This is a genomic window from Rhizobium sp. NLR10b, from assembly GCF_019685435.1.
Lineage (GTDB): Bacteria > Pseudomonadota > Alphaproteobacteria > Rhizobiales > Rhizobiaceae > Rhizobium.
Map to the genome: position 1 here is coordinate 20,443 of NZ_JABDWV010000007.1, position 13,862 is coordinate 34,304.

Annotated in this window: 10 protein-coding genes; 5 read left to right on the forward strand and 5 right to left on the reverse strand. The window is 60.7% G+C overall.

All coding sequences use genetic code 11. From position 1 onward, the window contains the following. Positions 1–34: 34 nt before the first annotated feature. The 3 genes from hmgA to maiA are packed head-to-tail and all read left to right on the forward strand — an operon-like array spanning position 35 to position 3,082. The gene (gene hmgA / locus HJB91_RS12805; protein WP_210628194.1) at positions 35–1,396 is read left to right on the forward strand and encodes a homogentisate 1,2-dioxygenase; all 1,362 of its coding nucleotides are present in this window, start codon (positions 35–37) and stop codon (positions 1,394–1,396) included. A 31-nt stretch (positions 1,397–1,427) separates the two neighbouring features. Then, positions 1,428–2,453, forward strand: a complete 1,026-nt coding sequence (locus tag HJB91_RS12810; protein ID WP_221154897.1) for a fumarylacetoacetate hydrolase family protein — start codon at positions 1,428–1,430, stop codon at positions 2,451–2,453. Then, the gene (gene maiA, locus HJB91_RS12815; RefSeq protein WP_221154901.1) at positions 2,450–3,082 is read left to right on the forward strand and encodes a maleylacetoacetate isomerase; all 633 of its coding nucleotides are present in this window, start codon (positions 2,450–2,452) and stop codon (positions 3,080–3,082) included. The genes HJB91_RS12810 and maiA overlap by 4 nt, the downstream gene beginning before the upstream one ends. Positions 3,083–3,085: 3 nt before the next feature. Here maiA and HJB91_RS12820 read toward each other — a convergent pair whose 3' ends face one another. After that, complete coding sequence (locus HJB91_RS12820; RefSeq protein ID WP_221154903.1) at positions 3,086–3,556, reverse strand: MEKHLA domain-containing protein; 471 nt, start codon at positions 3,554–3,556, stop codon at positions 3,086–3,088. Between the two features lie 337 nt (positions 3,557–3,893). Between HJB91_RS12820 and HJB91_RS12825 the strand changes: the two genes are divergently transcribed. Together HJB91_RS12825 and HJB91_RS12830 are read left to right on the forward strand one after the other, a co-directional pair. Next, the gene (locus HJB91_RS12825) at positions 3,894–5,228 is read left to right on the forward strand and encodes a hypothetical protein (RefSeq protein WP_221155099.1); all 1,335 of its coding nucleotides are present in this window, start codon (positions 3,894–3,896) and stop codon (positions 5,226–5,228) included. An 83-nt stretch (positions 5,229–5,311) separates the two neighbouring features. Continuing rightward, on the forward strand, positions 5,312–6,580 hold the full coding sequence (locus HJB91_RS12830; RefSeq protein WP_221146518.1) for a patatin-like phospholipase family protein: 1,269 nt from the start codon (positions 5,312–5,314) through the stop codon (positions 6,578–6,580). 275 nt (positions 6,581–6,855) lie between these two features. Here HJB91_RS12830 and HJB91_RS12835 read toward each other — a convergent pair whose 3' ends face one another. From HJB91_RS12835 to HJB91_RS12850, 4 genes are all read right to left on the reverse strand, one after another. Then, positions 6,856–7,389, reverse strand: a complete 534-nt coding sequence (locus tag HJB91_RS12835) for a histidine phosphatase family protein (protein ID WP_210628189.1) — start codon at positions 7,387–7,389, stop codon at positions 6,856–6,858. A 468-nt stretch (positions 7,390–7,857) separates the two neighbouring features. Beyond that, complete coding sequence (locus tag HJB91_RS12840; protein WP_210628188.1) at positions 7,858–11,673, reverse strand: vitamin B12-dependent ribonucleotide reductase; 3,816 nt, start codon at positions 11,671–11,673, stop codon at positions 7,858–7,860. 623 nt (positions 11,674–12,296) lie between these two features. Continuing rightward, a complete protein-coding gene (gene gpt, locus HJB91_RS12845) occupies positions 12,297–12,791 on the reverse strand; it encodes a xanthine phosphoribosyltransferase (protein WP_210628187.1) in 495 nt (164 codons plus the stop codon). A 215-nt stretch (positions 12,792–13,006) separates the two neighbouring features. Then, positions 13,007–13,849: a universal stress protein gene (locus tag HJB91_RS12850; RefSeq protein WP_210628186.1), complete on the reverse strand. Its 843-nt coding sequence runs from the start codon at positions 13,847–13,849 to the stop codon at positions 13,007–13,009. Positions 13,850–13,862 lie beyond the last annotated feature (13 nt).

A 13,862-nucleotide genomic window follows, 5' to 3' on the forward strand; every position in this document is an offset into this window, starting at 1 on the left:
ACGGCGCAGTAGAGTTTTCGGGGAGGAGTTGAGCATGGACCAGACATCGATCCAGGCCGCCGATGCGGAAGCGGCGACGGCAAACAGGCTGAAATATATGCCGGGTTTCGGCAACGACTTCGAGACGGAGTCGCTGCCCGGCGCTTTGCCGCAGGGCCAGAACAGCCCGCAGAAATGCAATTACGGCCTTTATGCCGAACAGCTTTCCGGCTCGCCCTTCACCGCGCCGCGCGGGACGAATGAACGGTCCTGGCTGTACCGCATTCGCCCGAGCGTGCGTCACAGCCGCCGCTTCTCGAACGCCTCCTATCCGCTCTGGAAAACCGCGCCTTGCCTGGACGAACATTCGCTGCCGCTCGGCCAGCTTCGCTGGGATCCCATCCCCGCGCCTGAGGAGAAGCTGACCTTTCTGGAGGGAGTGCGGACGATGACTACGGCAGGCGATGCCGTGACTCAGGTCGGCATGTCGGCGCATGCCTATGTTTTCAACGAAGACATGGTCGACGATTATTTCTTCAACGCTGACGGCGAACTGATGATCGTGCCGCAGCTCGGCGCCATCAGAGTGTTCACCGAAATGGGCATCATGGACGTCGAGCCGCTGGAGATATGCCTCGTCCCCCGCGGCATGATGTTCAAGGTCACGACAGTCGGCGAGCAGACGGTCTGGCGTGGCTATATCTGCGAGAACTACGGCGCGAAATTCACATTGCCGGACCGCGGGCCGATCGGCGCCAATTGTCTGGCAAACCCGCGCGACTTCAAGACGCCGGTCGCCGCCTTTGAGGACAAGGAAACACCCTGCCGCGTCCATGTGAAATGGTGCGGCAAATTCTATGTCACCGAGATCGGCCACTCGCCGCTTGATGTGGTCGCCTGGCACGGCAATTACGCACCTTACAAATATGACTTGCGAACGTTTTCGCCGGTGGGCGCGATCAGCTTCGATCATCCCGATCCGTCGATCTTTTCGGTGCTGACTGCGCCGACCGAAGATGCGGGTACGGCGAATGTCGATTTCGTGATATTTCCGCCGCGTTGGCTGGTCGCCGAGCACACCTTCCGGCCGCCCTGGTACCACCGCAACATCATGAGCGAGTTCATGGGCCTGATCCATGGTCAGTATGACGCCAAGGAGGAGGGCTTCGTGCCGGGCGGCATCAGCCTGCACAACATGATGCTGCCCCATGGGCCGGATGCGCTCGCCTTCGACAAGGCGTCCAACAGCGAACTCAAACCGGTGAAGCTCGATCACACAATGGCCTTCATGTTCGAGACCCGCTACCCGCAGCAGCTGACGAAATACGCAGCCGAGCTCGAAACGCTGCAGGAGGATTACCTCGAATGCTGGGATGGCCTGGAACGCAAGTTCGATGGGACCCCGGGCATCAAATGAAGATCCGCCCCTCCGGCACTGGAACTGCGACATGAAACTTGCGACCTTGAAGGACTCCACCAGGGACGGCCGCCTCGTCGTCGTTTCCCGCGATCTGACCCGCTGTTCAGAGGTCGGCCACATCGCCCGCACCCTGCAGGCGGCGCTCGACGACTGGGAGCATGTCGCTCCGAGACTTCGGCTGGTTGCCGAAGGCATCGAGACGGGGGCTCAGCCGACCATCCGCTTTCACGAACACGACGCCGCATCGCCTTTGCCGCGCGCCTATCAATGGGCCGACGGCTCGGCCTACGTCAACCACGTCGAACTGGTGCGCAAGGCGCGCGGCGCCGAAATGCCGGCAAGCTTCTGGACCGATCCGCTGATGTATCAAGGCGGCTCGGATGGTTTCCTCGCGCCGCGCGATCCGATCCTCGTGGCGGATGAGGCCTACGGGATCGACATGGAGGGCGAGGTTGCCGTTATCACCGGCGATGTTGCCATGGGAGCCAGCCCCGAGGCTGCGCGCGGCGCCATCCAGCTGCTGATGCTCGTCAACGACGTGTCGCTGCGCGGCCTGATCCCGGAGGAGCTTGCCAAGGGCTTCGGTTTCTTCCAGTCCAAGCCCGCTTCGGCATTTTCTCCGGTTGCGGTGACGCCGGACGAGCTTGGGGACGTCTGGGATGGCGGCAAGCTGCATCTGCCGCTGCTCGTAAGCTTGAATGGCAAGCCGTTCGGCAAGGCGAATGCCGGCGTCGACATGACATTCGACTTCGGCCAGCTGATTGCCCATGCCGCCAAAACCCGCCACCTCGTGGCCGGTACGATCATCGGCTCCGGCACGATCTCCAACAAGCTCGACGGCGGCCCCGGCAAGCCGGTGGGCGTGGGAGGAGATGGATACTCCTGCATTGCCGAATTGAGAATGATCGAGGCCATCGAGAGCGGATCGCCGAAGACCCCCTTCATGAGGTTCGGCGACCAGGTCCGCATCGAGATGAAGGATCATGCCGGCCATTCGATCTTCGGGGCAATCGAGCAGATGGTGGGAAGATACGAGGGAGCTGCCGGGGGATGAACGAGATCATTCTCTACGACTACTGGCGATCATCGGCGAGTTATCGCGTGCGGATCGCGCTCAATCTTCTGGGCCTCGACTATCAGACGGTGCCGATCAACTTGCTCGACGGTGCGCACAAGATGCCGGACTACCTCGCGCTCAACCCGCAGGGGCTCGTGCCGACACTGGTGATCGATGGGAAAACGCTGACACAGTCGCTGGCCATCATCGAATATCTGGCCGAGTCTCGGCCGGAATACGGATTGCTGCCATCAGATAGCTTCGATCGCCACAGAGTGCGCGCCCTCGCATATGCGATGGCCATGGACATCCATCCGATCTGCAACCTCCATGTCGTCTCGCATCTTCTGACGCTGACCGACAAGGGCGAGGCTCGCGAGGAATGGATGAAGCATTTCATCGGCGATGGACTTCGCAAGCTGGAGATCATGCTCGGCGAATCCGATGGCGCGTTCAGCTTTGGCGGCAGGCCGTCGATCGCCGATCTCTGCCTTGTTCCCCAAGTCTACAATGCCCGCCGCTGGGGCGTTGATATGACTGCTTTCAGACGCATCAGCGATATCGACGCCAGATGCGTTGAACTCCCCGCCTTTCAGGCAGCGCATCCGGACCGCGTGAAACCGTAGGAACTACGCGTCCCGCCACGATGAAAATATCGCAGCCTGGCCCAACCGCTTGCCCGTCTCATCGATAAGCTGCCAGACAGTGAAATTTTCGACCCAGAAACGGCGGCCCGATTTCGCGACCCTGAGGCCGCGGCCGTTATTGACGAAACCATCGCGCGTGACGGCATCGAGCAGCCGCTGGCGCTCGGCGCGATCAGGCTGCTCGGCCGATAGTCGCGACGGCAGCATGATGAATTCGTCCCAGTTATATTCGAAGCAGTTCTGCGCAGTCCTGTTTGCATAGATGAAGCGCGGGTCGGGCAGCGTATTATGCGCGAGGACCACGAAAGGCACTTGGCTGTAAAGCCAGTCCGGCCCTTGCCCATCCTCCACAAGACGGCGGCCGACAATGCGCTGGTAGCTGCCGGCAAGAAGGGCGAAGAAATCGGGATCATTCCTCAGGTCAAGGGCGTGGTTGTCATAGGAAGAAGTCACGAACTGCCTCGCTGGTCAAATGCCTCGGTCCAGGCGACATAGCCGATATCAATTGCACGCGTCTATGATGTCTGGTGAACTGCGATCCTTTTCGGCGAGGGCCGGCATTTACCTTGTCTCATCACTTCTGATTGTGCCGCTTGCCAGAAGATCGCCCTTGTGCATTGATCTGAGCTGCTGGGGCAGCTGTCAACATTCTCTGCGAAGCTATTGTTCTTCGGACCGTTATCGGTTTTGGCCGGTCGCGGATGAGGCTGGGGTGGAGCAGGTAATTTTCATCGTCCGGCTATACAGACATGCGCAAGCAATGCTGCGAATGACGACAGGAGAAGTACGGGTGCTCGAGGGCTGGGGAAGAATGCGGAAATTCGTCTCGTTGATATCGATGCTGCTGGCGTTCGTCGCCATAGCCGAGGAGGGGCATGCGGCCATTTCCTACCAACGTCTGGAGACCGCGCCGGGAGAGCGCGCCCTGACGATAAAAGGCGTGTTCGAGGGTTCTGACGATGCGATGACGCTTGTCGACGAATATACGCAGTACCAGCCGAGCTATGTCACCTTTGACTCGCCCGGCGGAAACGTGGTCGCAGCGATCAGGTTCGGCCGGGCCCTCCGCCTCCTGAATGCAAAAACGATACAGATCAGAGCCGCCGAGTGCGCGTCGGCTTGCGCCTTCGCCTTCGTCGGTGGCGTTGAAAGATTTGCCGAGCCGGGCTCTATCGGCGTGCATCGGGTTTCCCTGTCCGACGATGTTGCGATCGACAACAAATTGGCCGTCTCGACTGTTCAAGCACTGACCGGCGAGATCATCGGCTATCTCACCGAGATGGGGGTAAGCCCCAATCTGCTGCAGCTCAGCCTGTCGATCGACAGCACCGATATACGGTATCTCACCGCTGCGGAAATGCGGGACTGGAACATCAACACGCCCGAGGATATGCCCTCGGCACAGGAAAGCGCGCCGCCCCCGCCGGGCGCCGCACCGCAGGAGAGCGCAACACCCGCCGACATGCCGTCAGACCCGAGCGATTCCGAGGAAATGACCGCCTCCGAACCCGGCGACCTGACCACGGAGGCGGTTGATTTCGTCAACCGATACAATGACGAATGGTCGAAAGACAGTGCTTCGGCGTTGGCCTTTATGAAGGGCGTCTATGCCGACGAGGTTTCCTTCTTCGGAAACTCGGTCGACAAAGATGCCGTCCTGGAGGAAAAGGCAGCCTTCGCCCAACGCTGGCCGGAGCGCATCTACAGCGTCAAGCCGGGCTCCGTGACGGCCAGCTGTGCCGGAAAATGCGAAATGTCGGGAATTGTCGAGTGGTTTGCCGGAAACAGAGACACGGGTAAGACGTCCTCCGGGATGGCCGAATTCTCTTTCGTGTGGAACACTGCCTCTCTGCAGATCGAGGCCGAGACCGGAAAGGTGCTCGCCACGGACAAGGGGGCAAAGGCGCCGGATCGGTTGATCCATCAGTGGACAGGACTGGACGACATCTGCCGCACGAGTGTCGATCGCAAGGGACCCGATACGCTGCGGGCATGCAAACGGCGCGACGAACTCGGTTCGCTGCTCAATCGCGCCGACTGGTGCTATGGCTATAAGGATGAAGCCGAAATAAACTGGGAGTGGCACAAATGCGATGCCAACTCCCGGAGGTATACGAGTAAGTAGCGCGCAGGCCCAAAGACGAGCGACCGCTGGTTCGCCCGGAGGAGGAAATGTTGGGAAACTCAGATTCCTGAGTGAGGCTGAGCATGTCGGAAGACGCGCATGCCCCATCGAATGCCGTCTTGTCGGGATCCGTTGACCCCGAGAAGCCCGCTGAGCGTTATAAACTCGGCCTCTGCCTTTCGGGCGGCGGCTATCGGGCCGTGCTTTTCCATGCGGGTTCGCTTGCGAGGCTCAACGAGGCCGGTCTTCTGGCGAAGCTCGGTATGATCTCGTCGGTGTCGGGCGGATCCATCGCTTCCGGCCTGCTCGCCTACATCTGGCCCCGGCTGATCTTCGAGAACGACATCGCCGTCAACTTCAGGACCGAATATCTGGATCACGTTCTGGCCTTCAGTCAGCTATTCGCTGATGGGCCGAGCTTCCTGAAGGGCGTGTTCAATCCCTTTTCGAGCGCGGCGGACGAAGCCGCGAAACTCTACGAGCGACATCTGTTCCATGGAAAATCGCCAAGCCTGCGCGAGCTTCCAAGCTCGCCCTGGTTCGTATTTTGCGCCAGCAATCTCAGCACCGGTTCGCTTTTCCGGATGTCGAACCGCTATATCGCGGATTACAGGATCGGCTTGTCGTTCCACCCGACACTTTCGCTCGCAACCGCGGTTGCCGCTTCAGCTGCATTTCCGCCCGTGTTGTCACCGCTGCGATTGGACCTGTCGCAATTTTCGTGGGAGAGGGAAAAACTCGACGACACCGTCGGCGAACCGGTTGCTCCGGGCCGGGCAATATTGAGCGACGGCGGCGTCTACGACAATCACGGCATCGAACCGGCGCTGAAACGCTGCGACTGCCTGCTTGTCAGCGACGCCGGCGCGCCTTGGCGTTCCTCGAGCCGCGGTTACTGGAACTATCTCTCCCAGCTGAAACGCGTTCTCGATACGACGGACAATCAGGTGAGGTCGTTGCGGCGACGAGACTTGATCGGCGGCTTCAAGGCCGCAACACAGGCCGATAGGCTTGGCCTCGATGATCTCGCGAAATCGGCGCTGCGTGCAAGAACCCATGGCGTTTATTGGTCGATCGACAGCAAGGACGCCGAACTCAAGCCATACGCCTCTTACACACTGCCGCCGTCCTCGGTCGTTCCCTCCGAGGTTGGCACCTACCTCCATTTCCTCGGCGCCAGAGAGACGGAGCATCTGACGAATTGGGGGCACTACGTGTGTGACGCGATGCTCAACCGGTTCTACCAATCGCCACCGACTCCATCGTCCGGCCCTCCATTGGCAGCCGGGACCGTGACGCCGACTTGGGCGGCGAGGGCGAGCAAGCGCCTGTTCAACATTCTGCCCTTTTGACAATGGCCTGAGGTACCGGCCAAGGAGAGCCCGAAGGCGGAACTCTGACCGGGTGAGGGAAGCGGCTGCCCGGCGTGTAGCATCCGCCATATACGGAAGAGATACCCGCAATGGATTACATTGTGGAATCGATCCCAATTGGTTGACGAGAACGGCTTCTCCGGCCAGGTCGGCGCTGTCGAACCATTCTGCCGTGGACGGCCCGTTCGGACCGGCGCGGGCAGAATCGGAACCGTGCACCATGTCCACTAAATTCAAATCGGAAAGTGGCCTTGTTATCCCAAGGATCTCGGCGTTACGAACCGCTCGAGATAACCGGTGCCCGCCGCAATCTCGTCCCATCCGTCGAGATCGAGGTCAATGACGGCGAGTCCTGCCGTCGGGAACTTCTCCCGCATGCATCTCACGGCATCGGCATCGCCGTCCGGCGCGATCAGCGAGGCCGCATTCTCCATGCCGGGATTGTGGCCGACGATGAGCAGCGTGCGGATGCCAGGTTCGACGGCCCGGATCACATCGAGCATGCGCTCGGCCGGCACCTCGTAGATATCCGCCGCCTCGTGTTCGACCTTTTTCAAAATGGCCCCGCGGACGAGCTTCCAGGTTTCCTGCGCCCGGCGGGCCGGCGAGACGAGGGCGAGATCGGGGATCAGTTTTTCGCGCACCATATAGGCGCCGATGACGGATGCCGCCTTGCGCCCGCGATCCGCCAATGGCCGTTCACGGTCGGCCACACCGTCGGGCCAGGCGGATTTGGCATGGCGCAGAAGGATGAGGCGGTGTTTCGGCAGCATGGGGTTCAGCTTCATTTTATCGCGAGGCCGATGTCGTAGGTTAGAGCTTCGTTGCGTGTTGACTCCTGGAGCATGAAGGGCCTCCGATACAACAGGGAGGTCAGTCGTTTCGTCCCACCTTTGCGAAACTTGAGCATCCCGCGGGTTTCGGCGTGACGGTGTGCGATCGAGCCTGGAACGCGTCTTGTCCGAAATCGAATTAAGCTCGACCTCGCTGACGAAACTCTGGACGTCGCCCTGAGTTCCGATGCCAGGAGAACCGCAGCAGGTCTTCGAGCAGGCGTCAACCCTTTTCGAAACCCCAGACTGCAGGCTTATGCAGGCAGGCTATTCGCTGCGAATTCGCAAAACGGGCCACCGTCCGGGCACTTTAAGTGCCCAGACGGGCTGGCCATTGCTTCTGTCGGAAATGGCCAATTTCAGAGGCTTTTGGCCAGAACTAGCTTCGATTTCTCAACAGACACTGAAGAACTGCAAGCCTGCTCAGCTGCACCCGCTCGTCGCGCCGCACGTGTCGCACTTCTCGCACGTCCCATTCCGCACCATCGTGAAGTTCTGGCACTCCGAGCACATGTTGCCGGTATAGCCCTGCATAATTGAGCGCTGGCGGCGTTCGGCTTCCACCTTCTTGGCTTCGGTCTTCGCCGTCGCTGCGTCAGCTGCCGCCTTGTCGGAGAAGAGGGCGGTGGCGTCGCTGGTGATTTCCTCGCTTATCTCTTCGGCGATCTCCTCGGCCAATTCCTTGGCGCGTTCCTCGTAGTCGCGCTTGAAGGCGACGATTTCGGAGGTGGAGACGGCAACTGTCGGCTCCAGCTTGCGGGCCGCGGCACCTGCAAAGGCGGTCACGGTGCCGGTGGAGGCGGCGCGGGCAGGGGCTGCGGTGGCAGCACCCTTGGGTTCGCCCGCCTGGCGTTCGCCGCCGGTGCCGGAGACCAGCGTCGGCTTGTAGCCGCGGGTCCAGCCGGTGGAGAGCAGGTTGGTCTTGCCTTCCTGGATGCCCTTGCCAAGCGCCGTGTTCGAGAAGTCGGACGTGTCGACATGGGCGAGATCATGGCGGCCGAGATAGGAGACGGCGAGTTCGCGGAACACATAGTCGAGGATCGAGGTGGCGTTCTTGATCGCATCGTTACCGATGACCATCCCGGCCGGCTCGAACTTGGTGAAGGTGAAGGCCTCGACATATTCCTCGAGCGGCACGCCATATTGCAGACCGAGCGAGATGGCGATGGCGAAGTTGTTCATCATCGCACGGAAAGCAGCCCCTTCCTTGTGCATGTCGATGAAGATCTCGCCGAGGCGGCCGTCGCCGAATTCGCCGGTTCTGAGATAGACCTTGTGTCCGCCGACGGCGGCCTTCTGGGTATAGCCCTGGCGGCGGTTCGGCAGCTTCTCGCGTTCGCGCGAAACCCGTTCGATCACTCGCTCGATGATCTTCTCGGTGACCGTCACAGCCTGGGCGGCGACGGGCGCCTGCAGCAGTTCCTCCAGCGCATCCTCGTCGTCCTCGTCTTCGATCAGCGAGGCATTGAGCGGCTGCGACAGCTTGGAGCCGTCGCGATAGAGGGCGTTTGCCTTGAGGCCTAGCTTCCAGGACAGCATATAGGCGTTCTTGCAATCCTCGACGGTCGCCTCGTTCGGCATGTTGATCGTCTTGGAAATCGCGCCGGAGATGAAGGGCTGGGCAGCCGCCATCATGCGGATATGGCTTTCGACGGAGAGATAGCGTTTGCCGATCTTGCCGCAGGGATTGGCGCAATCGAAGACCGGCAAATGCTCGGCCTTGAGGAAGGGCGCGCCTTCCAGCGTCATCGCGCCGCAGACATGGATGTTGGCGGCTTCGATGTCCTTCTTCGAGAAGCCCATATGGTCGAGCAGGTTGAAGCTCATGTCGGCGAGCTGCTCGTCGGAAACCTTCAACGTCTCCTTGAGGAAGTCGGCGCCGAGCGTCCACTGGTTGAAGACGAACTTGATGTCAAAGGCGCTCTTCAGCGCGGCATTGACGGCTTCCACCTTCTCGTCGGTCAGGCCCTTGGCCTTCAGCGTCGACGGGTTGATCGCCGGCGCCTGGTTCAGGTTGCCGTGGCCGACGGCATAGGCTTCGATCTCGGCGATCTGGCTTTCGGAATAACCGAGCGTGCGAAGCGCTTCCGGCACGGCGCGGTTGATGATCTTGAAGTAGCCGCCGCCGGCGAGCTTCTTGAACTTGACGAGGGCGAAGTCAGGCTCGATGCCGGTGGTGTCGCAATCCATGACGAGGCCGATCGTGCCTGTCGGCGCAATGACCGAGACCTGTGCATTGCGGTAGCCATGCTTTTCGCCGAGTTCGAGCGCCTTGTCCCAGGCCGATTTGGCATGGACTACAAGATCCTGGTCGGGGTTTTCCGAATGGATCAGCGCGACCGGATCGATCGATAGCGCCTCATAGCCGGAGGTTTCGCCATAAGCGGCGCGGCGATGATTGCGAATGACCCTGAGCATGCTCTCGCGGTTCGGCGCGAAATTCGGAAAGGGGCCGAGCTCGCCGGCGATTTCGGCCGAGGTCGCATAGCAGATGCCGGTCATGATTGCGGTCAGCGAACCGGCGATGGCACGGGCTTCAGCGGAGTCGTAGGGAATGCCCGACGACATCAGCAGGCCGCCGATATTGGCGTAGCCGAGGCCGAGCGTGCGGTATTCGTAGGAGAGTTCGGCAATGCGCTTCGACGGGAACTGCGCCATCATCACCGAGATTTCGAGCACGACGGTCCACAGGCGAACTGCATGTTCATAGTCGCCGATATTGATGCGCTTGGTGGCCTTGTCCTTGAACTGCAAGAGGTTCAGCGAGGCGAGGTTGCAGGCCGTGTCGTCGAGGAACATGTATTCCGAGCACGGGTTCGAGCCGCGGATCGGGCCGCCGGCCGGCGAGGTGTGCCAGTCGTTCATGGTCGTGTTAAAGTGGATGCCCGGATCGGCCGAAGCCCAGGCGGCATAGGAAATCGTTTCCCAGAGGTCGCGCGCCTTCAGCGTCTTCATCACCCGGCCGTCCTTACGGGCGGTCAGCTTCCATTCGCCGTCATCCTCGACCGCACGCAGGAAGTCGTCCTTGATCGAAACGGAGTTGTTGGAGTTCTGGCCGGATACCGTGAGGTAGGCTTCCGAATCCCAATCCGTGTCGTAGGTCTTGAATTCGAGATCCTTGTAGCCCTGGCGGGCGAACTGGATGACGCGCTGGACGTAGTTTTCCGGAACCTGGTCCTTCTTGGCGGCGCGGATTTCGCGCTTGAGGGCAGGGTTCTTGGCCGGATCGAAGCAATCGCCATTATCGCCGCCTTCGCAGTTGAAGCAGGCCTTCATGATCGCCTTCAGGTGCCTGGCGACGATCTTCGAGCCAGTGACGAGAGCGGCGACCTTCTGCTCTTCCTTGACCTTCCAGTTGATGTATTCCTCGATATCGGGATGGTCGATGTCGACGACCACCATCTTGGCGGCGCGGCGCGTCGTGCCGCCCGATTTGATGGCGCCGGCGGCGCGGTCGCCGATCTTCAGGAAGCTCATCAGGCCGGAGGAGCGGCCGCCGCCGGAAAGCTTTTCGCCTTCGCCGCGCAGCATCGAGAAGTTGGAGCCGGTGCCGGAGCCGTATTTGAAGAGGCGGGCTTCACGCACCCAAAGGTCCATGATGCCGCCTTCGTTGACGAGGTCGTCTTCGACCGACTGGATGAAGCAGGCATGCGGCTGCGGATGTTCGTAGGCCGACTTGGACTTGGTCAGCTTGCCGGTGAAGGGGTCGACGTAGAAGTGACCCTGGCCAGGGCCGTCGATGCCATAGGCCCAGTGCAGGCCGGTGTTGAACCACTGCGGCGAGTTCGGGGCGACGCGCTGGGTGGCGAGCATATAGGCGAGCTCGTCCTTGAAGGCGGCAGCATCTTCTTCCGAAGAGAAATAGCCGCCCTTCCAGCCCCAATAGGTCCAGGTGCCGGCGAGACGGTCGAAGACCTGGCGCGCATCGATTTCGGAACCGGTTTGCTCCTCCTTGGGCAGGGTCTTCAGCGCGGCATCATCGGGAACGGAGCGCCACAGGAAGGAAGGAACGTCGTTTTCCTCGACCTTCTTCAGACGAGTGGGAACGCCGGCCTTGCGGAAATATTTCTGCGCCAGAACATCGGTCGCGACCTGGGAGAACTGCGCGGGAACGTCGATATTCTCGAGGCGGAAGACGATCGACCCATCCGGGTTCTTGATCTCGCTCGTCGCCTTGCGGAATTCGATATCCGCATAGGCGCCTTGGCCGGCCTTCGTGAAACGACGTTCGATGCGCATAGTCTTGACCTCGCGTTGGCGCCCGTCCCCTGGGCGCAAATTTCCTATCCGGCGGCACATTGTCGTCGTGCAGCCAGTCTCGTTTCCGTATTGTCACAGGGGTGTCATCCGGAGATGGCTTTCCTGTATCTTGTGGTGATGGTGGCTGCAAACACTAAATATAGTATTAACAACTTATTATCGCCAGTCCCGATGTCACTTTTTTTGGAGGCTGAAAACTGCGCAGAGATTCCCTCGGGCCTGAACCGGTTCCGGCGCATGCCCTCAATCTGCGTCTTGTTTTTCAAAGGGAACCGGGCTCGTAACCTCCGGTCCTGTCGCCGCCGCAACATCACGAACAATAAAGTTTGAAACAGCTGATTCCGTCAAGGGCTGGTTTTTAATTGAATGGTAACCACAACATCTTGTGGATGCGCCTGTGGAGATTGGGGAAAGTCGGGGAGTGCTGAAAATACAAGGACTTGCGGGTGTCGCCGGCTAAGGAAAATCTCGTAGCGGCAAAAAAGCGTCCTGCGGCAAATCTTGTGATGGCATTTCCGGCACAAATGCGCATGCCGATTCGCTGAGCCGGCGAGCGCTGTCGAAGTGCGCCGAGAATGCCGGCGCACTCCGGATAGCGGCGGTTAGCGCGCGCCCTTGGCGATCGGTTCCTGATAAGTGAAGCCCATGTCCCAGGGGAAATAGATCCAGGTGTCCTGGCTGACCTCGGTGATGAAGGTGTCGACGGTCGGCACGCCCTTCGGCTTGGCATAGACGCAGGCGAAATGCGCCTTCGGCAGCATGGTGCGCACCTGTGCGGCTGTTTTGCCGGTATCCGTCAGATCGTCGACCACGAGCACGCCTTCGCCGCCGTTTTCGGTAAGCTCCGGCGCAATTCCCTTGAGGAGCACCATGTCGCCCTGGTTCACATAGTCGTGGTAGGAGGCGATGCAGACGGTCTCGATCAGCCGGATGTTCAGTTCGCGCGAGATGATTGCGGCCGGAACGAGGCCGCCGCGGGTGATGCAGACGATCGCCTTGAAGGCCTGATCGAGGCCGGCAAGCCGCCAGGCAAGTGCGCGCGCATCGCGGTGGAACTGATCCCAGGAAACGGGAAAGGCTTTATCGGGAAGGGACATAGGGCTGCTCCGCGGCATGATTGAGAGGACACGCCGTTTGTCGGCGACCGGACGGCTTCAGCGGCAAAACGCAAATCGCGCAGCCGGAACTGCGCGAGATCGCGAGCTGCCGCGCGAGATCGCACGTGCTACTGCGCGAGGCGTGGCCGGGGCTGGAAGCCTTCATCGGTGGCAGCAATTAGCGGGATTTGCCGGTAAAACGCAAGAGCAGCCGCTCATCGCGACAACAGCGTCAGCGCCGTCATCGATTGCAGCAGGCTCTTCGTCGTGCCGCCGAAGATCGCCTGCCAGAGCCGGGAATGGGTATAGGCGCCCATGACGAGAAGGTCGATGCTGCTGTCCGACAGCCGGTTTTCGATGACATTCGAGGCATTCCTGTCGACGCTGTGGCCCGTCGCAAGCGTCGTCTTCACGCCATGGCGGGCAAGTGCAGCGGCGATCTCGGCGCCTGATGTGAGCGGCGACTGCAGGGCGGTATCGGCCGGGTCGACCGAAAAAATCTCCACCTCCTCGGCCGCTTTCAGGAAGGGCAGCGCATCGAAGGTCGCGCGCGCCGCCTCCTTCGAGCCATTCCAGGCGATCAGCACGCGCTTGATCGGCCTCGGCTGGCGGATAACGTAAGGGATCATCAGCACCGGTCGCCCGGTTTCGAAGAGGAAGCTGTCGACGTCGACATGGCTGTCGGAGGGATTGTCCGGGTCGGCCTGCGATGCGATCAGAAGATCGGCGCTGCGGGCGCTTTCGATCAGCGGTGCGGAACCGTAACCGGTGGAGGTGGCAAAGCTGCGCCATTCCGAGGAGGCGCCGGCGGCCTGCGCTTTCGCCTGAAAGATGCGCTCGACGGCGACCGTTTCACCATGCGCCATATCCTGCAGCGCCTGCACCGCGACGGGATCGGGAATTTCCATCGGCGCCACCAGCGGCACGGCCGAGATGGTTTCGGCATGCAGGCCGATCACGTGAGCACCGCTTTCTGCGGCAATCGCAAAGGCGAAATCGGCAACGACGGCGCTATTGTCTGCCGTATCGAGAATGGCGAGGATGGTTTTGTAGGACATATCAATTCTCCTT